The following is a 22716-nucleotide window of genomic DNA, read 5'->3' as shown; positions in this document are numbered from 1 at the left end:
TACGCATCAAAAAGATAGTCTCTTCTAATATATATATGTTGCCCTTATTTAATGGCTGGCGTAATGATCACCTTTCGAAACTCAACGGGTCCATGGTCGCCTTGAAAATAGATCGGGCCTGGTTCAGCTTCTCTACTGTCCAAGGCTCCTCCAGTGATACCAGGAATCTCTTGGTTGCTAATCACTGTTTTACCATTGGCCACAACTGTCACTAGACGCCCGACCAATGTGATATCATATGTCTGCCATTCTCCGGCTCCTTTGTTCACCATCTCATTTGCGGCAAGAAAACCGTATACACCAGCAAACAGCACTGCATTCGGATGCGCTTCTTTCGGGCTATCCTCAATCTGTACTTCATAACGACCTCTTAGATAAACTCCACTATTACTTCCGGCTGGGATTTTGAACTCCACATGCAATTTAAAATCTTCAAACTTCTGTTCGGAAACAAGATTAGATCCTGATTGAGGGCTGGTTAGTATACCATTTTTCACAACCCATTGGTTTGTTTTGCCAGTAGCTTTCCACCCCGATAGATCCTTTCCATTAAAAAGCTGAATCGGTTTTCCCCATTTAACGGCAGCTGTTCTTTTTAATTCTGGTGCACGTACACCTTTAAAGCGGTGTGTTTTCCCATCAGGCTCTGTTATTGTGCCCTGCAATGTTCCATTTTGAATCTCTCCTTCCACACTTAAATTCATCTTTCCGCTCTCCCATTGTGGAGGTATCGCAAATTTAAACTTTCCGTTTTCATAAAAAACCTGTGAAACAGGTCTTGCACTCCCCGAAGTACTCACATAGTGACCTACTAAGGTCTTGTAACCTGACAATTTTACCTCAAGCCATGAAGGTGCAGGCGTACCATTAATGTCAACCTCTATATCCCATCGCCCAATTAGTTCCTTTCCATCAATCTCCTGGTTCTGGACAATTGATTCCATCATTGAATCTTTAGCGAAAGTTGCCTGCGGAAGCGCAGCGGAGGCCAAAAGCCCCAAAAGAAATGCCGCTTTTCTTTTCATATTATTTATGTTTATATTCTAATTGACAATAAATTTCCAGCAATTTAACTGTTTCGACGCTGTTATCCAAGGGATCTCATGTTAAAAAAGGCTAAGGCTACACTGACATTAAACCTAGGGACAAAACGAAAAGAAAGCCTATACTGGAGGTCAACAAAGCCGAAGAGGAAGTAAGCATCCATTGATGTCTATAAAAAACAAATCAGCTGAGCCGAGCCACAGCTGATTGGATATATTAATTAATTTCTATGCAGTAAGCTGTTCTGTGCTATACCGAACTATGTGTTACTACTGTTTTGTACCTTCAAAATAAAAGCTGACTTCGGTCGCTGCTTCTTTTTCCGTTGAAACAACAACGGATTTACTATCCAGAATATAGGTAAATGAACCAGATGGTCCTCCCGAAGAAGAGATATGAACATTGGAAATATTCTGCACTTTAAATATTTTAGGCGTCACAGCGCTATATGCCTCACCAGATTTGGCAGCGACTTTAACACGGTCGTCACTTTCTTTTGTTACCATGACTATGGCATTGTAGTAATCCCGCTCCGCTACACGAATAGTTCCTTTAAACGTCCCGATAGCTGCTTGAATATCACCCACTGGTTTGGGCGCATCGCCATCATCCTTAGAACAGCCGACTGCAAAACTCAAAAAGGCAATTACTAATATACCTGTCTTTACACCACTTTTAATAATTCGATTTTTCATGTTCTGTTTTTTAATTTTAATATGATTAGTGTCTTTCGGAGAGTTTCCTCCGCTCACCTGAACAGCAGAATTTCTTCTACCATACAGATGAGTATCCAAAAATAGAGAAGCCACTTTTGTCAGACGCTCCATCTTATAAGGTGAAACCTTTTTTTGATGGCAATGAATATTTCAAATAAATGATAAGACGATAAAGCGCATGAAGATGAACAGTTTACTCAAAGATCTGCGGTTATTCAATCTAGTGATTTAAACGTGATCTGGCGTGATTTTGCATAGGCACTGGGAGACATATGGGTAATCTTCTTAAAATTCCGGTTGAAGCTGGTCTTCGAATTAAAACCACAGTCAAAGGCTAGCGACAGCAAAGTAAACTGCTGACTTTTGGGATCCAACAACAGTTCCTTAAAGGCCTCCACCCGATGGCTATTCACATAATCGTAAAAGGATTTCCCTTCCTTTGAGTTAATTACCTGCGACAGTATGACCGGATGCAGTTCCAATCTTTTAGCTAAATCACCCAAAGTTAGCTCTGGATCCTGATAACATTTTTGCTCCTTCATCAGAACGTTCAGTTTCCCATGGATGAGCGAAGCAACTGATTCATTCAGTCTCGTTTTTTCATATTTCAATTTTTCAGCTGGTATTGCTTGATCGACGTCTTGCCAGCTTTGCTTTAGTAAGCTTGGAGCGTATATTTCATGTGCTGCGGATAAATTTGAGAAGACACCTACCTGACGGATTCCAAAATAACCGATAAAAAAAATAAAAAGGGCAACAACGGTGTATAATGTCTGTGGCGAATCGGAGAAAATGACAACTACCCATATTGCACTCATTCCCAAGATTAGATACCGGATCCAGTTTAGTGTAATGCGGTCGGTATTCGACAGCTGACCAATTATGTTCCGGCGATGCGCATGCAGCAGCCGAAGCGACAGGACAACGTAGGTCAGACCAGAAAGTATGATTGCTACGACTAGGATTTGGAAAAAAGCTTCAAATTGCGGCAATATCTTTATTTCGCTCTGCGTCCTTACAAATACATCTGGAAGCACAAAAGTTAATATCATAAGGACGACAACCGCTGGGATAAAATGGATTAAATAACGCCATCGGTAACGCTGCTGTGCGCTCAAAAATAAAATGTATAAATAAAGGAAAGGCCCATGTAAAAATGGAAATGGCAACTGCCACAAAATGAACTGCGGATTTTTGAGAGCTAAGCCCGAAGCGTACCAGCCTATAAAAGCCAAATGGATACATGCGAAAAGGAACCATGCACATAAAATCCGATCAGCCATTGTCTTTTTACGTTTACTGACAATCATAATGCACAAAAAGAGCGCAATAGACAGTCCCCCGATATAAATAATCTGCCAAGCTAATATCATAGTCAGATAGCTAAAAAAATAAGGCTAACAAGCACAATTGAAAGCTCAGCTGCTAGCATATTGTTAATCTTTTTGACCTTGTCCAGCTTTTATGCTTTCAATTGAACATCGATCCCTTTTGCATAGGCGCTGGGGGACATCTGTGTAATCTTCTTAAAGTTTCGATTGAAACTGGTCTTCGAGTTGAAGCCGCACTCGAAGGCCAATGACAGCATCGTATATTGCCTGCTGTCAGGTCGTAACAACAATTCCTTAAAGGTCTCTACCCTATAGGTATTGACATAATCATAAAAGGACTTTTGTTCTCTGGAATTGATGACCTGTGAAAGTATAACGGGATGCACCTCTAGTATCTTGGCTAAGTCTCCCAAAGTTAATTCGGGATCCTGATAGCATTTTTGCTCCTTCATCAGGGCATCCAATTTTCCATGAATGAGCGAAGCTTCAGATTCCTCCAGCCTCGTCTTTTCATATTTGACTTTGTCAGCAGACTCTTGGGCGGCCTCGTCATACTGTATTTCATCCACTGATTCCAGTTCCCGCAGCGGTACCACCTCATGTACCGATGACGCATGGGAAAAAATTCCTACCTGCTGTACACCAAAATAACCGAAGAAAAAAATGAACAACGTGATGACCACAAAAAATAGCTCTGGGCTCCCCTCGATAATGACGACGACCCAGATTGCACTAATACCGAAAATAAGATAGCGCATCCAGTTGAGGGTAATTTTTTCCGTATTGGAAAATTGTCCGACAATATTCTTTCTATGCCGACGCAACAACATTAGTGAAAGGATTATATATACGATCCCCGAGATCATAAAACCCAACATCATAATCCAAATGAAAGTATCATATTCCCGCAACATGTAATATTTCCCTTTATATTCTGCGACCGCGTCCGGTAACACAAAAGCCAGTATAACTGATACAATCACAGCAGGAAGGAAATGGAGCAGATAACGCCATGTATGCCGCTGCTGTCCAGTAGCAAACAAAATATACAGATACAAGAAAGGCCCATGTAAATAGGGAAAAGGCATTTCCCAGCCAAACAGCTTCGGCATACTTAGAATTTCTCCGGATCCGTACAGGCCAACTAAAATCAGATCAAAAAAAGCGAAGAAAAGCCAGGTGCTCAAAATCTTATCCGCAGCACTTTTCTTTGGTTTGCTGATTAACAGAATAAAAAGAAACAGGGCCATAAAGACACCACCGATATAAATGATATGCCAGATTGAGGTCATAGGGAATTAGTTAGCATAAATTGTAATTAAGCAGCTGATTCTGAGTCTGCACCTATTTTCTAAAAGTCATTTTTACAAACATTGGACATCAGCAATATACTCTCTTTTCTGTTATTTATCAAATCGAAATCTTCGCATAAAACCAAGGCCAATAGATTGCGATTTTATTGAGACTGCTTTCAAAATTGCGTAAACCTCGCGCGCGCATCGTCCCATCTTATAAGATGGCACCTTTGTAACGTAAAGATACACATAGGCTGAGGCGCTCTTTTACGATTAACAATGTGCAGAGTCCAAGAAATATATAGTTCGGCTTACTGAGCCTCCTTCGGATCGAACCTCACAGCTCCTTAATAGGTCGTAGGTTCTCATCATACCTAGAAACAAAAAAAGCCCGACTTTCGTCGAGCTTTATTGTCGGGGTGGTAGGATTGGCTCAGCCGCGCATGCCTCAGACTCTGCCCTGAGCCCCCTTTGGGTCGAACCTCGCAGCTCCTGAATAGGCCCTAGGTTCTCATCCTGCCTAGAAACAAAAAAAGCCCGACTTTCGTCGAGCTTTTTTGTCGGGGTGGCAGGATTCGAACCTACGACCTCCACATCCCAAATGTGGCGCGATACCGGGCTACGCTACACCCCGAAAAGGTATCACCTTTGTTTTGTGTGGCACAAAAGTACACTAAAATATTTTGTTTTCAAAATTATTTTCACCCACACACTTAAAACACTGACACATTGATAAATAATTTTAAAACGAGCGTGAAAATGATATGTATAGACGAAAAATTAGATTGTCAATGAGGTTTAATTTAAACCTCATGACAATCTAACTAGGATCAGGTTACCAACTTCTCTTGATTACCATCGTTGTTTTAATTGCCCCTTGCTGATTAACTAATGTTAGCTTGGAGACTGTAGAAACAATATTTTCTTGTATTTTATATTCAACACCATCAAAAATCATCGTTTTTGCATCAGGCATACTGTAGTCGTAAGAAACTGCAGTATTATCTTTTTTCTTATGCCAAGCACCGTCTTTATCAAAATTAAGTGTCTCTCCCTGCTCCATCATTTCACGGGTCACATTTAGCTCAGCAACACTATTACCTTCAACAGTTTTAGTCCAACGTTCCCAATTACCTGTACGGATTATATTCAATGCGGCATCTCTTCCGATGCTATCAACGGTTTCCTTACTGCAAGACGTCATTCCCACCGCGATTACTCCAAGCAATAGCAGCATCCAATTCTTAAAAGTCATTTTTAATGTGCTCATAATTTATTTTTTGGGGTACACTTACAAGTATTATACCAAACTACGTGAACTTCGCTGCGTCAAGAAAAAACAGCTTTTTTAGCCCGGGTGACCAATTGAAATTGTAAAAGAATACAAAATACGATCCGACACATTAACCATTGTATCAACAAACTATGACATCATGATAGCGAAGATAATAAAAAGAGGGAAGGGCGTTTGGCCGATGGCTATTATGCATTAAAGAAAGATAGTGAAATTACCCGCTTGTGGAATAGCCTTTAAAATACTCTATTTTCATTTTTTAGACAGTTTCATGTTCAACGTTTTCTGCTTTATCCATTGAACTGAAATATCGAAGGGTTCTGAAATATTTTCCGAAGAAGTATCATGTCCTAATGTTGGAAATAACGTGTATTCAAAAGGTTTGCCTTGTACTTTAAATGAGTTTAATTGTTCTATACACAACTTTACGGGAATTTGTATATCCTTCTCTCCAAAAAGCCAAAGTCCAGGAACTGAAAGCATATTCAAAGAAATTTTTGGGTCAGTCGCTACAAATTGATATTTGTCTGGGTCATTTTTAATATGCTCACGGGCATCGGCATCTGTATGATGTTCCCAAAAGTTATTATTGCCATTCGTATAAAACTGAAATCGGAGTTGTTCTACAGTTGTTATCGTAGGACAACTAAATAATACCATAAATTCAATCTGTTGGTTCTTACTTGCAGTAATCGGAATTATCCATCCTGCCTGACTAAACCCGACTAAACCAATTGGCACCTTTTTCTCTTTCAAATAGGTTCTAAATGTTTTTACTGCTTCATTTGCATCGTTAGATAATAAATTAAGGTTTGTTGTGTCAATATTATTCGTACCAACAGACGGTCCAACATATATACCTTCAGATTGTCCAACTCCACGTTTATCATAGGTCAATACAGCAACACCTTCTTTAGCAAGACGTGTTGCAAACTCGATTTCTCTTTTTACCGGGTCAGACCCGTGAACAATCACAACTGCCGCAAATGGATTTTTAGGCATTAAAATTGACCCCGCAAGAGTAACACCTTGGCTTTTAAACTTAACTTCTTGGATGGTAAAATCAGTTGATTGAGAAAAGACCATTTCCGGTAAAATCAACAATAACAACAGAATAACTAAGTTTAAGAAAAAATTAATATTCATTTTAGTTCAATTAGAAAAATTTTATCCGGCTGGCCTCATAGCATGGTTACGACCAAGAATGCATTGGCGAAGTATCGGATAAATTAGATGAAAAGTTCAATTTAGCGGAAACTTAACCGTGCAATTTCAAAGAAGTAAATTACAAATTTTGTTAGGAATGTGAAATACATTTAGCGACTAAATGTGTAAATTTTTTAATTTAGCTTAACCCGCCATGTCAATTCAATGTTCATGTACAGCTTATTTTGATAATTCGTTAGCAAAAGCAAACACCAAACGGGGAGACACGAGTTTATATCTTGTAACATTAGCCCCCATTAAGCTAAACTTATCTATCTTAATATTGAAAAAAAAATGTCCGAAACATATTCAAAAAAACCTGATAATAAATGATTTTAGCTAGAATGGCAGGATTAAATTAGCCACACAATGCCCACACGACATAGAACCCTCTCCGGATCGAACCTCGCAGCTCCTTATTAGGTCGTAGGTTCTCATTCTGCCTAGAAACAAAAAAAGCCCTAACTTTTGTTAGAGCTTTTTTAGTCGGGGTGGCAGGATTCGAACCTACGACCTCCACATCCCAAATGTGGCGCGATACCGGGCTACGCTACACCCCGAAAAGGTATCACCTTGTTTTTGTGTGGCACAAATATACGCTTATCAAGCATTCTTTGCAAGTAAAAATGCAAAAATAAAACTAATCACCTGATCTATTGAAAGATATTAGCTGCTATTCATATTTAACTAAAAAGTTAAATATAAACCAATAAGCGAAGTAGGTTACCATACGTGCCGCTAATCTTATCCATTATACAGATGGTTCAAAAGCAGGTTATACAAATAATGTAAAAATAAAGTATGATAACCTATTGCGATAAAACACAATTAAAAAAGCCTTCTGAGATAAAATTATCCATTTAGTTATTCAGACATAAAATGAATATTTATTTTTTTTTGAATCATAGATCCAAAAAACGGTCTACGACTGAATTTAAACAAATTTGTAGCCTCATGGTTAATAATACTCAGGCATTTATTCCTTTTTTGTTAAAAAATCATTATCAAATTACCTTTATTGTTAAAAATATAATAGAAATTAATTACTTTTATTCCAACATAACAGCCCCCCCGTCAATACCACTACGGTTTTGATTTCTGTTATGGGATCTCCTGCTATTATATTTTCAAGATCATCAATGCATGAAAAATTTAACCATTATTGGATTAACGCCTTTTGAAAAGCCTGACGCCAATCTGATGCCCAAACTCCATCAAGCGGGTGTATTTCCCGTATTAAGTTTGGGGCACGACTTAGCCAATGCTCAGGAAGCACTGAATCAACTTGATCAGACTGCTCTATTTAATTATGGAATTTATTTTCCGAATGATAAATTACTATCCCTTCAAATCCCAGCGAAAGTAAGCGTCATCATTCTTCCTTTTGGCAGCCCTGTACCCACGGCTCAACACTCGTCTATTGTGTATCAGGTTTGTAGCCTTGAACAGGCCTTGCAAGCAGAGCAACAAGGAGCTGCAGGAATTATCATAAAAGGGAATGAAGCTGGCGGACTCGTTGGATATGAATCCACCTTTGTACTCTTCCAACGGATTATCAATAAAATTCAGTCCATCCCTGTCTGGATACAGGGCGGCATAGGTCTTCATACAGCGGCTGCGGCAAAAGCACTTGGTGCTACTGGAATTGTATTGGACAGTCAGCTCGCGCTGTTTCCCGAAAGCTCATTTACACGGGACTTCAAAACGCTCTGTGGAAAGCTAAATGGAACTGAAACTAAAATCATCGCCAACCACCGTGTACTGGTACGTCCAAACTCGCCGGCCTTATCGGATCAGGTTGATACAGCCGAACTCCGATCCTATTTCACTGGCCTGGATCCAGCAATTAGTTATATACCTATGGGGCAAGATATCTCTTTGGCCATCGATCTTTACGAAGATTTTAGGACATTAAAAAAACTTGTTTTCGGATTTAAGGAAGCCATGTACGGTCATTTAAAACAGGCAAAAGCGCTGCAACCAATAGACGGTGGAAATGTACTGGCACAACAACTTGGCCTGCGTTATCCAATCGCACAGGGGCCCATGACCCGTGTCAGCGATGTCCCTGCTTTTGCAAATGCCGTAGCGGAAGCCGGAGCGCTCCCATTTGTTGCCCTATCCCTGCTGGGTGGTGAACAAGCCAAAAACTTGGTTATGGAAACCAAACAACTCGTTGACAAAAAAACTTGGGGCGTAGGTATCCTAGGCTTTGCGCCACAGGAATTGCGTGAAGAACAAACGGCCTATATCCTGGAAGCTAAACCGCCCGTTGTACTGATTGCCGGTGGTCGACCAGCACAGGCTAAGGTATTTGAAAAAGCAGGCATAACAACATTTCTACACGTACCATCTCCTACCCTGCTCGACATGTTTCTAAAGGAGGGCGCAAAAAATTTCATTTTCGAAGGCCGCGAATGCGGTGGCCATGTAGGTCCTCTTTCAAGTACTGTGCTTTGGGAAAAACAAATTGAACGCATTTTAAAAGAAGATCATCCGGAAGAGATCAGCATATTTTTTGCCGGTGGCATCCACAATGCATTCTCTACAGCGTTTGTTTCCATTATGGCAGCTCCCTTGGCAGCTCGGGGTGTAAAAATAGGTGTATTGATGGGAACGGCATATCTATATACACAGGAAGCTGTCAGTACAGGTGCAATTCAGGAAGAGTTTCAAAGACAGGCGATGCAAGCCAAAGATACTGTTCTCCTGGAGACAGCGCCAGGACATGAAACCCGTTGCTTAAATACGGCTTTTGCGCAACACTTCAACCTAGAAAAAGCCAAATTATTAGCCGCTGGTGTCGATAAGAAGGCAATCTGGGAAAAACTTGAAAAATTAAATGTTGGTCGCCTTCGTATCGCAGCAAAAGGCGTAGAACGCCAAGGTGATAAACTGATCAATATTCCCACAAGTGAACAACTGGAACTGGGCATGTATATGATCGGTCAGATCGCAACCATGCATGATCAGGTAATCTCCCTAGACTCTCTCCATCAACATGTAGGCATCGACAATAAACTATATATTCAGGAAGCAATATTACCGGAACAACCTTTATCCAGTGAAAAACCGTTAGATGTTGCTATTGTCGGGATGGAGTGTATATTTCCGGGAGCCAAAAATCTTGAAGAATTTTGGCGCAATATTATTCTTGGGAAAGACAGTGTAACCGAAGTTCCGGACGAACGCTGGAATAAAGAATTATACTACAAACCCGACTCGGACGGTCCGGATGTCTCCCATTCCAAATGGGGTGGCTTTATTCCGAAAATTGATTTCGATCCCTTGGCTTTCGGGATTCCACCGCAGTCACTCGCAGCTATTGAACCAACACAGTTGTTGACATTATTGGTAGCCAAGCGTGCCATGGAAGATGCCGGTTATGGCGAAAAACAAATCAATCGTGAAAATATTTCCGTAATCATCGGCGCGGAAGGTGGTAACGACCTTGCCAACAGTTATAGCTTTAGAGGATATTACAAACAAGTATTCGGAGAACTCCATGAGGAAGTGAAAGAAGCATTCCCGCATACCACCGAAGATTCTTTCCCCGGCATTCTAGCCAATGTTATTGCTGGCCGAATCACAAACAGACTGGATCTTGGCGGTCGAAATTTCACAGTAGATGCTGCCTGTGCCTCATCACTCGCAGCGATTGATCTCGCTTGTCAAGAACTTATTCTGGGCAAATCAGATATGGTGCTTGCCGGTGGAGCAGATCTGCATAATGGAATTAACGATTATCTGATGTTCTCAAGCACACATGCGCTCTCACGTAAAGGACGATGTGCTACATTTGATCGGGATGCCGACGGTATTGCCCTTGGCGAGGGGATAGCGATATTGGTGCTCAAACGCTATGAAGATGCTATACACGATGGCGACCGCATCTACTCTGTCATCAAAGGTGTGGGCGGCTCAAGTGATGGTAAAGCCCTGGGCCTTACTGCTCCCCGAAAAATCGGTCAGGTACGCGCACTGGAACGCGCTTATAATCAAGCAGGCATCAGTGCAGCAGCCGTGGGACTGGTTGAAGCCCATGGCACTGGAACAGTTGTTGGTGATAAAACAGAACTAAGCGCACTGACCAATTTATTCAGCCGCTCAGGTGCCTTACCGGCACAAACGCATTTAGGTTCGGTCAAAACCCAGATCGGCCACACAAAATGTGCTGCAGGATTGGCGGGCCTTATCAAAGCTTCTTTAGCGGTATTTCATGGTGTAAAACCACCGACACTTCACCTCCGACAACCTAATGCCTATTACAACGAACTAACCAGTCCTTTCGCTTTCCATGCCGAAACTGGTTTATGGGGAGAAAAAAGACGCTATGCCGGCATTAGCGCCTTTGGTTTTGGCGGAACGAATTTCCATGCTGTTATTGCGAATCACCCACAAGAAGATAACACTATAACCTTACAATCCTGGCCTTCGGAATTATTTGTGTTCCGTGGTGACAGCTACGACGAGGCTAAGGGACAATTGAGCCAGGTAAAAGCACTTTTAGATATTAATGATAGCGTCCCGCTAAAAAATATCGCGTATAGTTTAGCTATTGCATCTGAAAAAACAATACAGCTCAGCATCGTTGCCGATACAGCGGAAGACCTGATGATGAAAATTGAACTGGTGTTATCCGGTATTGAAAGCAAAGACACCTTTATTGTCAATAGACGAGAAGGGAAAACCGCGTTCTTATTTCCAGGACAAGGAAGTCAGCGTATCAATATGGCTCGCGATCTCTTTGTGATATTCCCCGAAATGCGAAAGCTTATCGCGCAGTATCCTGAACTGGAAAAAGTGCTTTTTCCCTCAACTACTTTTGATGCTGACTCTTTAAAACAACAAAAAGAAACCATTAAAGATACACATCTGGCACAACCACTTTTGGGTATTGTTGACCTGGCTTTGGCCAAATTCCTCCATTCACTCGGTATCGTCCCGGATATGCTGGCGGGGCACAGCTATGGTGAACTACCAGCATTATGTTTCGCTGGTGTGTTTGATGAAGATCGATTAGTCGAACTGAGCAGCAGGCGGGCTCAATCCATCCTGGATTCGGTCGAAAATGGCGATCCCGGCACCATGGTTGCTGTTAACGCAAATGCGGAACAGTTGAAGGCACTCCTCAATCGTGTGGAAGGTGTTTATCCCGTAAACTACAATTCACCGACGCAATGTGTTGTCGCCGGCAGCACAGCAGCTATCGGGAAACTTATGGAACTATTAAAACAGGAACGAGTCTCCGCTAAAAAACTGGAAGTGGCCTGTGCTTTCCATAGCCCTTTAGTCGCTAAGTCAAAGGAACTTTACGCCAATGTGTTAAAGGATGTTCCTTTCCAAGAAATGCGACTACCAGTTTGGTCAAACACTACAACAAGCTTATATCCTACTTCAGCTTTTGAAATAAAAGCAAGATTGACGGAACATTTGGTTCAACCTGTCCGCTTTGTAGAGGAACTCCAGGCCATGTATGCAGATGGCGCACGGATATTTATCGAAGTAGGGCCTGGTAAAGTACTGACCGGCCTGACCAAATCTTGTTTAGAGCAAGATCACTTAACCTTATATGTAGAAGATAGCAACCGTAACAAATTGACGCATCTCCTCTGTATGCTTGCGCAATATTTGGGAACAGGTCGCAATTTTTCGATTGATAAACTTTTTGAAGGCCGTCAGGTTCAACCAATCCAGCTAGATCAACCAAATTTATATAAGAAAAAGCCTACGATCTGGCGTGTCAACGGACAGGCTGCACATCCAACCAACGGATCTTTACCTGTCAATGGTGCATTGCCCATCATAAGCCCCATCAAAATGAGTAACCTTAACAACCCTATAGCTGCAACGACAGAAGCACAACCTTCTGCTGAGCGTATGCTCCAAGAATATTTAAACAGCATGAAAATGCTGATCCAGGCGCAACGTGATGTTATGCTTTCCTTTTTGGGGCAAAACCCACAAGTACCCCCAACGCCGGTTTATTCGACTCCTTCACCAAATGTTACCGCTGATCAGCCCCCCCACATTCCCGTTCAACCGGCTCTTAACGAAAATTCTACTGTCACAACAGCTGTAAAAACTAAAGACATCAAAACTTTATTGTTGCAGGTGGTAAGCGACAAGACTGGCTATCCACATGAAATGCTGGGTTTGGACTTGGATCTGGAAGCTGATCTCAGCATCGATTCAATCAAACGGGTCGAAATTATAGGAACACTGCGCACCGAGCTCGAAACACTGAAATTCGATCAGACAAACGAAGACACAATCATGGAACAATTAGCTGCCATCAAAACTTTAAATGGTCTGGTTTCCTGGTTAACGGAGTTCAGTGATCCAACAGCATTGTCCACGCCAAATGGTCAAATAGCAGTATCGACATCTGCAACGGCAAATCAGTCTGCGCTCTCCCTTGCGGAATTACAAACAGCAATATTGGATATCGTCAGTGAAAAAACCGGTTATCCGAAAGAAATGTTAGGATTGGATTTGGACCTGGAAGCGGATTTGAGCATAGACTCGATCAAACGGATGGAAATCATTGCTGAACTGAAGACCAAAATTGGTTTTGGGGAGGATCTCGAACATGCCGAAGATCTGATGGAAACCTTAGCAGCGATTAAAACCCTTAACGGTCTTGCTTCCTGGATCAGTGAAGTTAGTGAAACAGCTCCTGAGCAGAGGCTCTTGTCCAGACTTCGTTTTGACCTGACACCAGCAGATGCAGCCTCAGCACAAGAAACAGAAATTTTACAGGGCAAACGTTTTGCCATTGCTCCAGATCATGGACAACATACCTTGGCCATCAAAACCATGCTCGAAAAACATGGTGCCATCGCCGAATTGGTCAATCCAGAACAGGATCTCGCCGTCTTCGATGGGCTGATCATTACAGATACCTATTCAGCAACCATCAAACATAATATTATCGACCAGGTTGACCTGATCAAAAAGATGGATCTGGACCGGGTCAAATGGGTCTATTTAATTTCAGATATCCCCGCGCATGTGGAAAAAACAAATGATACACATGCATTGCGCCACTATCAGGGGTACCCAGGCCTGTTTAAAAGTCTGGCCCGTGAGTTTGAGCAGACCAACTGTCGATTGATCAGTCTAAGCACACCACAGGAAACAGATCAAATTGCTGAAATTGCACTAAAAGAGATCTTGACGACTGATAAAACCGTAGAGGTTATCTACAAAAATGATCAGCGGCATACGGTCGATATCATACCTTCGCCACTTTCTACAGGCAGCGAAGAAGTGCACATCCAATTGGATGAAAAATCTGTTGTCCTTGTACTTGGCGGTGGACAAGGGATTACCGCCGAGTTGGTAAAACATATGTCAGCCTCCTACCCTTGTACCTACATCCTTGTAGGCAGATCGGCAGATCCAAGGAAAGATACCCCGATCCCGAAAGAGCTGGAAACAATGACCTCCAAGGAGCAGATCAGGGCGCACCTTATTCAATCAGGACTATTCCATGCACCAGCACAAATTGAGAAAGAGACCCTCCATATCTATAAAAACAATCAGATCCTACGGACTATCCGCGATATGGAACGTTTAGGCAACACCGTCATTTATGAATCACTGGATCTCTGTGATGAGGCTGCATTAACAACCCTGCTCCGTCAGATTTATGAACAGTTTGGACAGCTTGATGGTGTGATCCATGGTGCCGGCCTGCTGGAAGATAAACTCTTCAAACAGAAAACAACCAGTTCTTTCGGACGCGTCTTTGACACCAAAGTAAAACCCTTACGTGTATTGGCGGAACAATTACGTTCGGATTGCCAATTTGTCGTTTTATTCTCCAGTATAGCATCTGTTTATGGCAACAAGGGCCAGACAGATTATGCCGCAGCAAACAGCGTATTGGATGATTATGCCAATGTATTGAATAAGCGACTGAAAGGAAAAGTTATTTCGATCAACTGGGGGCCGTGGAAAGGTGCCGGAATGGTTTCGCAGACACTGGAGACGGAATACGAACGCCGAGGTATCTCCCTTATTCCTTTGGAAGAAGGGAAGGAAATTTTCCTTAATGAGATCAGATATGGTACGGAAAGCCAAGTATTAATTATGTCAGGCAACAATTGGTAAACCGTCATAGCTATTGATTATGAAGAAAACAGATGTTGCCATCGTTGGTTTATCTTGTGTCTTTCCGGGAGCCCAAGATGCTGATATGTTTTGGCAAAATATCATTAATAAGGTCGATTCCACTGAATTTGCTCCAGCCGATCGCATTGACCCGATCCATTTTAGTGATGGTCCCGGAACCGTGGATCGCTTTTATTGCAAACGTGGTGGGTTTATTCAGGACTATGTGTTCGATCCAACGGCATTTGGCATTTTACCACTTGCCGTTGAGGGAACCGAGCCCGATCACCTGTTAACGCTTGATCTCGTACAGAAAGCTCTGGAAGATGCCGGCGTATTTCAAAAACAGCTGTCACTGGAAAAAGCAGGAATTGTGATCGGGAAAGGAAATTATACTGGCCCGGGGGCTACCCGTGCCATAGAAATCGTACGTACTGGCGAACAGATTTCCTCCCTTTTACAGGAACTTTTACCGCAGGTGCCAGCTGCTGATATCGAAAAGGTAAAACAAGCATTCCAGGAACGCAAGGGGCGCTTTGCTGCTGATACGGCTATGGGCTTAATCCCTAATCTTGTGGCTTCGCTTGTGGCCAACCGCTTCAATCTTGGTGGTGTGGCCTTTACTGTAGATGCTGCTTGTGCCAGCGCCCTGATCGCTGTAGACCATGCAGTACAGGAACTGCAGCGTGGCCGTAGTGACATCATGATTGCAGGTGGAGTACATACGGGACAAAATGCTGCCTTTTGGAGCATTTTTACACAATTAGGAGCCTTGTCGCGCAAACAGCAAATCAAACCTTTCAGCATGGATGCCGATGGCTTACTCATTGGTGAAGGCTGTGGTTTTATTGTATTAAAGCGACTCGAAGATGCTGTGCGTGACCAGGATAAAATCTATGCGATCATCAAAGGGGTGGGGGTGAGCAGCGATGGCCATGGCGCCAGCGTTATGAGTCCATCTGTGAAAGGACAATTAAGAGCGCTACAACACGCCTGGATCAATGCTGAACTGGATGAAAAACAGATCGGTTACCTGGAAGCTCACGGTACAGGGACACCATTAGGGGATAAAACTGAATTGGAGACCCTCTCACAATTTTTCGGTAAAGACGAAGCAGCCCCAGTGGCTGGAATCGGTTCGGTCAAATCCAATATAGGTCATGCCATGCCGGCAGCAGGAATCGCGGGACTGATAAAAACCTGCCTGGCCCTATACCATGATACATTACCACCAACGCTGTATTGTGAAAACCCGACCGCCGACATGCAAACAACACGATTTGCTCCTGTACATGAAGCAAAAAGCTGGTCAAAGACAGGTCTCCCAAAAGTGGCCGCAGTAAATGCTTTTGGCTTTGGCGGTATTAACGCCCATGTGGTCTTGACAGGCTATGATATGCCAAAAAAAGATCCAGTGCTATTACTAGCCCGGCCAACTCATGCGGAATTATTATCGGCTTTACGGAATAACGACAATACCCTGGGTGAAGGCAATTATCGTCTAGCACTATTTGACCCTACCCCAGAGCGTATTGAAAAGGCAATCAAAATCGTTTCCAAAGATAAACCCTGGCGCAACAAACAGGACATCTGGTATACCTCGACCCCATTATTGAAGGAAGGAGGTAAGATCGCCTTCGTCTTCCCTGGTTTAGATGGCTTAGCCAAGGGAGAGATTGACTCGGTCAGTCGCTATTTTGGATTATCAGCACCTATACAAACCGAAGGTGAAGGACTGCTGAATGATGCCTTGGCTATTTTTAATTCTTGCAGCATTTTGGATAATTCCCTAAAAAAACTGGGAATATATCCGGACATGAATGCCGGGCATAGCTTAGGTGAATGGCTGGCGGGCTATTCTGCAGAACTGGCGGAAGCAAGTTCGGTCAAGGATCTGATTGATGTTCTTAATCCGCAGACTTTTGAACTCAAGGATTCCAAATTTATTGCCATTGGAACAGGGCTCCAGGAAATTACACCTTTAATTACCGACATCCCCAATATTTATGTTTCCAACGACAACTGTCCCCATCAGGTCATTCTTTGTGGTAGCAACGCCGCTTTGGAAGAACTTGTGCCCTTATTGAAGGCAAAACAGATATTCCATCAGATCCTCCCCTTCCAGTCGGGTTTTCACTCGCCTTTTGTGGCCGACAAGCTTGATCTGATTTTAGCGGGCATGGAAAAAGTACAATTTCAGGCAACCAAAATTCCTTTGTGGTCAGCAACGACATTAAAGCCCTACCCTTCGGATCAACAGGCTATCCGTCAGTTGAGTGCCGAACACCTTGTTGAACCGGTCCGATTCCGCGAGCTGACGGAAAAACTATACGAAGAAGGGGCCCGATTTTTTATTCAAGTAGGTACCGGAGGATTGATAGGCTTTATTGACGATACCCTAAAAGGAAAAGCATTCAGCACACTGGCTTCCAGTGTAGCGACACGCTCGGCGCTTGCGCAGTTACAACGCGTTGTTGCAGCACTGTTTGTGGAAGGAAAAACCGTAGCGCTGGATTTTCTTGCATTACCAAACCACGTAAAAAAAACAGCAAATAAAGGGATAAAGTTACAACTGGGATCTCCTATTGTCCGCAATTTTGAAGCAGTCAAAAATTTAGGAAAATCAGTAAAAACAGGGCAATCGCACTCCATCGACGATGTCGTGGCAAAAGGCAGCCATCCATTGGTACAGGCTTTTCAAGAGAATATCACCGATATGATCCGGATGCAGGAAGAAGTATTGACACTCTTTCAAAACCGAACTACCTCTGGTATTACAGCAGCCGTTGCTTCCCCGCCAATCCCGGATAAAACGATAGAAAGACATTTCGCAAAAATGCTGGAAGTCAATTTGGACAGTCACCCTTACCTGATTGATCATAGTCTGCTGCGACAGCCAAAGGGATGGCCTGAAGTCGCAGATATGGAGCCCGTCATACCTATGACAATGATCTTTGAGTTGCTCGCGGAAATCGCCCTGGCAGAACAACCCGCAACCAAGATCCATAAAATCATGCACGTAAGTGTATTTCAATGGATGAATGTGGCTAAACCATTTGAAAAAATGGTTAAGGGTGAATGGCGTAGCCCGCAGCTAGCCTATCTGGATATCGAAAATTTTGTAAATGCGGAAGTAGCACTATCTACAGCATATCCTGTAGCTGCAGAAGCTGACCTTTCCATTGGTGAGCAGCTACCTATCACGCGAACTTCCGAAGAAATCTATGATAAACATATGTTCCATGGAACAGCCTATCAAGGTATTGTGGCGGTGACGGCTGTAGGTAAAAAAGGGATCACAGGCAAGATCAAGGGTAATGGCGGGAAGGGCTCGCTATTGGACAATGCGGGACAATTGTTCGGCTTGTGGCTGCAGCTTACGCTGACCAAAGATCGCATTGCTTTTCCAGTGAAGATCAAGGAAATTGAATTTTTCGATGACATGCACAATCAGGACGGTATATTTGAATGCACCTGTATGTTGACTGAGCTGAACGATGAGTTTGCCATCGCCAACATTATATTAAAGCGAAATGGAAAAATTTGGTGTGCGATCCGTGGATGGCAAAATAGACGACTGGAAATTGACGAAGCGCTATGGAATGTTTCCATGTCGCCATTACACAATCGTCTGTCAACGGAAATCGCACCGGCTGTTTTCTTCTTTCACCAAGCCTACACCCGGGTTGCTTCTTGGGACTTTATTCTGAAACGTTATTTCAACCAAACGGAAAAACAGCATTACCAACGACTACTACCCAACCGCCGAAAAAGTTGGATGGTAAGCCGTGTCGCCGTAAAAGATGCTGTGCGACAGCTGTTGAACCGTCAGAAAAACCTCCCCTGCTATCCCATTACCTTTGAGATCCGCTCGGATGAAGTCGGTAAACCTTATCTACTGGGCGATGCGACTAAAGATATTCATGTATCACTTGCCCATAAGGGAAAAGATGCCGTAGCTATCGCCCGTCAAGACAGACCTGTAGGTATTGACATGGAACTCATCGAGGAGCGTAGTGCTGGTTTTTACCCACTGGTCTTTACCGATGCTGAAATGGAATTGCTAAAAGACAGAGAACAGGCCGAATGGACGACCCGTTTTTGGGTAGCGAAAGAAGCTTACGGAAAATTTCTGGGGACTGGCCTACAGGGCAACCCAAAAAGATATGAAATAGAACGCATCCAGGGAGATCATCTCTGGATCAATCAAATAGAAATAAAAACAATCAAACACCAAAATTATATTATCGGATGGACACTGTAAACACGACATCAAAATTGAATCACGAAGAATTATTCGCTTTATTAAAAGGCTTTATAACAGAAGTTATCGGCGAAGAATTTGTAGAAGAGATGGATATCACACCAGAAAGTTCCTTTACAAAGGACCTTGAAATGGACAGTATTGAAATTGTTTCTTTTTCAGAGAAAATCAAAGCGCATTTTGGTGAGCAGATTGATTTCACCGGCTGGTTATCTTCGATGGACCTGGACCAGTTGATTAATCTTGACCTCCGCATGATCATCAATTATATCCACGAATGCCAATAATTACGGTCAACAATAGGAAAGTTCATATACAGGAACTGAACAAAGGTGCTGAACAAACCGTGGTACTGATCCACGGTATGTTCAGCAACCTCTCTATTTATTATTTTAATATTGCTCCAATCCTGGCGCAACATTTTCACGTGGTCATGTATGATCTCAAAAGTCATGGCATGAGCGAACGTGTATCGGAAGGCTATGATCTTGAGAATATGTCTTTCGATCTGATTGCTTTGTTGGATAGCCTACAACTTCAAAACGTCCATCTGCTGGGTTACAGTTTTGGTGGACTTATCGCACTTAAGACCGCTTTACGGGTACCTGACCGTGTGGAACGGCTCGTCGTGATGGAGGCTCCGGATCCACAGGATGAAAAAGCGCGTAACATCATCGACGAATATAGTAAAGAGTTTTTGGAACATTATATTACCAATTTTACCGATACCACAAACATGAAAATGGGCAAGCGACAGTTTGAAAAAAACCATCGCCTTTACGAGTTTTTATTCAACCAGACGAGTATCAAAGCGGATATGATCAAGGAAAAATATTTCCTCCATGAAATGGATACTGCAACATTACCGCCATCCACCTTACTGTTGTATGGAGATACATCAAACTGTAAACCAACGGGGGAATGGCTGCAAACAAAAATATCTGGCGCTCAACTTGAACTCATTCCGGGAGATCACAATATCCCCATACAAGAACCTACACAGATAGCTGAAACTATCGTTGATTTTTTATCTAACCCTTTATTACAAAACCATGGCTAAATTTGTGTTTGTTGTCCCCCCACTGACAGGTCATGTCAATCCGACGTTGAGCATTGGTGCTGAACTATTGGAAAGAGGACATGAGGTGGCCTGGATCAGTCTCGACAAAAACTTAACCGATAAACTTCCGGCTGGCGGAAAACTATTGCTCATTCAATATGACCAGACGGATGAAGAAAAAAAAGAAAGCGAACAATACCTCGATATTATCTCCAAAAAGATCGTTTATGGTATTGATAGCATCAAATTTCTTTATGAAGATGTACTTATCCCTTTAAATAGACATTGTTATAAAGGTATCCTTCCCTTATTGGAGGCATTTACACCAGATCTGGTCATCGGTGACCATCAATTATTTGCTGCTGCGATTGCGGCAAAGAAACTTGGGCTCCGCTATGCAACCACTGTCACAGCCCCTGCCGCGATCAAAATTGTCAGCGAGCTTCCGAAAGTACACGAGTGGGAAGAAAAACAGATTGTTGCCTTACAGCTGGAACTCGGGGTTGTGGGTGATAAGCCGTTGGACTGCTCAGATCTACTTACGCTAGTCTTAACCTCCCGTTATTTTTTTGGCGAAATGGATCTCAGCTCAAACTATCAGTTCACAGGACCTGTCCTGGCCGAACGTCGGGGATCGGCTGTATTTGACTGGGATAAACTGCATGCTAGTAATCGAAAAAAAATCCTCGTCAGCATAGGCACTACCTTTGATCACGACCATAAGAAAGCATTTTTCCAAAAGGTTATCGATGCATTTGCAGGAGAGGAACTAACTGTCGTTGTTGTTTCAGATCCAAAGCTATTTGATGCCTGGCCTGAAAACTTCATGGTTTATCAACAAATCCCTCAATTGGATCTTTTACCACATCTGGATGCTGTTGTATGCCATGGTGGCCATAATACCGTCTCCGAAACTCTTTCACAGGGTCTGCCACTTGTGGTCATCCCGATCGCTTACGATCAGTCACATGTCGCGGGTCGCGTAGTGCGTACCGGTGCCGGCGAACGACTGAATTTCAATCGCTTTAAAGCACATCATTTAAAAGATAGTGTCGATACCATCTTGAATAATTCAACCTATCGTGAAGCTGCACATACCGTACGTCAATCTTTTATCGATGCGGGTGGCACGAAAACCGCTGCAGACCTCTTGGAACAAACTGCCGCTCCTATCGCTTCAGCAGCTAAGTTCCTCTTTGTTGTTCCACCATTTTTTGGACATATCAGCCCAACGTTAAGTGTAGGCGCAAGCCTCCTTGCCCGTGGGCATGAAGTCCGGTGGTTTGGCATAACGCCATTAGCTGATCAACATATCCCTGCAGGTGGAAGTTATATCTATCCTGAAGCGGATCTGGCACCTTTTCAGGAGGAGCTCCAACAGCTATTAAAACGACAGGATGATGGCCCTTCCTGTTCGGGACCTGAGGTCATGAAACTCGCTCTGGAAGAAACCTATGTCCCCATCGCGAAAATGATGATGCCGGGATTGGAACGTCTTCTTAGCCAATGGCAGCCCGACGTAATCGTCAATGACTGTATTACTTTTGGAGGAGCACTGTTCGCGCATAAACACCAAATCCCTTGTGTGACAACAACGCCTGTTCCACCGGATGTTATGGGTGACACAGAGAAAAGCGCCCCTAAGATATTCGAATGGCAACAAAATCTGATTAAAGATCTCCAGAAATCAGTAGGAATTTATGATGAAGGGATCTTTATACACTCCCATCAGCTAAACCTTATATTTACCTCGCAAAAATTCGCAGGTTTTGAAACCGTACCGAAACATATGAAATTCGTCGGACCGGTTAAAGGTCGTCCAAACAATACCCCTTTTGACTGGGAGCGTTTGGCGGCCAGCACTACTCCAAAAGTATTTGTATCCTTAGGTACACTGCTCGTGGATATTCGAAAAGCATTTTTCGGTAAATTAATTGAGGCCTTTGCCGATCAGCCAGTGACAATTATTGCTGCTACCCCACCGGAAATATTTGAAGAATGGCCTTCCAATTTTATTGTGAGTGGCTTTGTCCCACAATCCGACCTGATGCCACACATGGACATGGTCATCTGCCATGGCGGGTTCAATACGGTGAACGATACCTTTACAAATGGGTTGCCCATTCTGATTACGCCGATTGCCTATGATCATTTTCATACAGCCAAACTTATTGAGCAGGCGGGTTGCGGGCTTAGCATCCGATACAAACGTATGCGTATCGATGCCCTGCGGGACACTGTGTTTGAATTGTTGGAAAACCCGATCTATCGAAATGCCGCCAAAGAGGTACAAAAGACCTTTCTAAATGCTGGTGGCAACGATAAAGCTGTAGCCCTATTGGAAGATTTTGTAAAAAAAGAATGTTTAACCTTAGCACAGGATTAAGC

The 22716-nt window shown here is 43.0% G+C and carries 11 protein-coding genes and 2 tRNA genes; 5 read left to right on the top strand and 8 right to left on the bottom strand.

The features are described from left to right. Window positions 1-44: 44 nt before the first annotated feature. The 8 genes from ABDW32_RS16725 to ABDW32_RS16690 form a co-directional block, all read right to left on the bottom strand. Complete coding sequence (locus ABDW32_RS16725; RefSeq protein ID WP_343564418.1) at window positions 45-1025, bottom strand: DUF1080 domain-containing protein; 981 nt, start codon at window positions 1023-1025, stop codon at window positions 45-47. A 288-nt stretch (window positions 1026-1313) separates the two neighbouring features. Continuing rightward, window positions 1314-1739 (bottom strand): hypothetical protein, encoded by a 426-nt coding sequence (locus ABDW32_RS16720; protein ID WP_343564416.1) that lies wholly within the window; start codon window positions 1737-1739, stop codon window positions 1314-1316. Between the two features lie 236 nt (window positions 1740-1975). Beyond that, the gene (locus ABDW32_RS16715) at window positions 1976-3133 is read right to left on the bottom strand and encodes a helix-turn-helix domain-containing protein (RefSeq protein ID WP_343564414.1); all 1158 of its coding nucleotides are present in this window, start codon (window positions 3131-3133) and stop codon (window positions 1976-1978) included. A gap of 89 nt (window positions 3134-3222) precedes the next feature. Then, window positions 3223-4383, bottom strand: coding sequence for a helix-turn-helix domain-containing protein (locus ABDW32_RS16710; RefSeq protein WP_343564411.1), 1161 nt, complete (start codon window positions 4381-4383; stop codon window positions 3223-3225). Between the two features lie 563 nt (window positions 4384-4946). After that, window positions 4947-5020 (bottom strand) — tRNA-Pro (locus ABDW32_RS16705). A 201-nt stretch (window positions 5021-5221) separates the two neighbouring features. Next, window positions 5222-5656, bottom strand: a complete 435-nt coding sequence (locus ABDW32_RS16700; RefSeq protein ID WP_343564408.1) for a hypothetical protein — start codon at window positions 5654-5656, stop codon at window positions 5222-5224. 276 nt (window positions 5657-5932) lie between these two features. Continuing rightward, window positions 5933-6826 carry an alpha/beta hydrolase gene (locus ABDW32_RS16695; RefSeq protein ID WP_343564405.1) on the bottom strand — a complete coding sequence of 298 codons (894 nt, stop codon included), beginning with the start codon at window positions 6824-6826 and terminating at the stop codon, window positions 5933-5935. Window positions 6827-7372: 546 nt separating this feature from the next. Next, window positions 7373-7446 (bottom strand) — tRNA-Pro (locus ABDW32_RS16690). A 583-nt stretch (window positions 7447-8029) separates the two neighbouring features. Here ABDW32_RS16690 and ABDW32_RS16685 point away from each other — a divergent pair. From ABDW32_RS16685 to ABDW32_RS16665, 5 genes are read left to right on the top strand one after another with little or no spacing between them, the layout of a single operon-like run. Next, complete coding sequence (locus tag ABDW32_RS16685; RefSeq protein ID WP_343564403.1) at window positions 8030-15004, top strand: SDR family NAD(P)-dependent oxidoreductase; 6975 nt, start codon at window positions 8030-8032, stop codon at window positions 15002-15004. A 19-nt stretch (window positions 15005-15023) separates the two neighbouring features. Continuing rightward, window positions 15024-19268, top strand: a complete 4245-nt coding sequence (locus ABDW32_RS16680; protein WP_343564400.1) for a beta-ketoacyl synthase N-terminal-like domain-containing protein — start codon at window positions 15024-15026, stop codon at window positions 19266-19268. Further along, entirely contained in the window at window positions 19256-19555 is a 300-nt protein-coding gene (locus ABDW32_RS16675) for a phosphopantetheine-binding protein (RefSeq protein WP_343564397.1), read from the top strand. Before ABDW32_RS16680 ends, ABDW32_RS16675 begins: the two co-directional genes overlap by 13 nt. After that, complete coding sequence (locus tag ABDW32_RS16670) at window positions 19546-20328, top strand: alpha/beta hydrolase (RefSeq protein WP_343564394.1); 783 nt, start codon at window positions 19546-19548, stop codon at window positions 20326-20328. The genes ABDW32_RS16675 and ABDW32_RS16670 overlap by 10 nt, the downstream gene beginning before the upstream one ends. Beyond that, window positions 20321-22714, top strand: coding sequence for a nucleotide disphospho-sugar-binding domain-containing protein (locus tag ABDW32_RS16665; protein ID WP_343564391.1), 2394 nt, complete (start codon window positions 20321-20323; stop codon window positions 22712-22714). The genes ABDW32_RS16670 and ABDW32_RS16665 overlap by 8 nt, the downstream gene beginning before the upstream one ends. The last annotated feature ends 2 nt before the right edge of the window (window positions 22715-22716 follow it).

Origin of the sequence: Sphingobacterium sp. (assembly GCF_039596235.1) — a bacterium.
Classification (GTDB): domain Bacteria; phylum Bacteroidota; class Bacteroidia; order Sphingobacteriales; family Sphingobacteriaceae; genus Sphingobacterium.
The sequence above is the reverse complement of the archived record's forward strand: the minus strand, read 5'-3'. Positions and strand labels throughout refer to the sequence as shown.

What these genes read in the sequence shown, in the direction of transcription:
- ABDW32_RS16685 (WP_343564403.1), top strand. Translation starts at nt 8,030, where the DNA reads ATGAAAAATTTAACCATTATTGGATTAACGCCTTTTGAAAAGCCTGAC.
- ABDW32_RS16665 (WP_343564391.1), top strand. Translation starts at nt 20,321, where the DNA reads ATGGCTAAATTTGTGTTTGTTGTCCCCCCACTGACAGGTCATGTCAAT.
- ABDW32_RS16720 (WP_343564416.1), bottom strand. Translation starts at nt 1,739, where the DNA reads ATGAAAAATCGAATTATTAAAAGTGGTGTAAAGACAGGTATATTAGTA.
- ABDW32_RS16710 (WP_343564411.1), bottom strand. Translation starts at nt 4,383, where the DNA reads ATGACCTCAATCTGGCATATCATTTATATCGGTGGTGTCTTTATGGCC.
- ABDW32_RS16670 (WP_343564394.1), top strand. Translation starts at nt 19,546, where the DNA reads ATGCCAATAATTACGGTCAACAATAGGAAAGTTCATATACAGGAACTG.
- ABDW32_RS16675 (WP_343564397.1), top strand. Translation starts at nt 19,256, where the DNA reads ATGGACACTGTAAACACGACATCAAAATTGAATCACGAAGAATTATTC.
- ABDW32_RS16680 (WP_343564400.1), top strand. Translation starts at nt 15,024, where the DNA reads ATGAAGAAAACAGATGTTGCCATCGTTGGTTTATCTTGTGTCTTTCCG.
- ABDW32_RS16700 (WP_343564408.1), bottom strand. Translation starts at nt 5,656, where the DNA reads ATGAGCACATTAAAAATGACTTTTAAGAATTGGATGCTGCTATTGCTT.
- ABDW32_RS16695 (WP_343564405.1), bottom strand. Translation starts at nt 6,826, where the DNA reads ATGAATATTAATTTTTTCTTAAACTTAGTTATTCTGTTGTTATTGTTG.
- ABDW32_RS16715 (WP_343564414.1), bottom strand. Translation starts at nt 3,133, where the DNA reads ATGATATTAGCTTGGCAGATTATTTATATCGGGGGACTGTCTATTGCG.
- ABDW32_RS16725 (WP_343564418.1), bottom strand. Translation starts at nt 1,025, where the DNA reads ATGAAAAGAAAAGCGGCATTTCTTTTGGGGCTTTTGGCCTCCGCTGCG.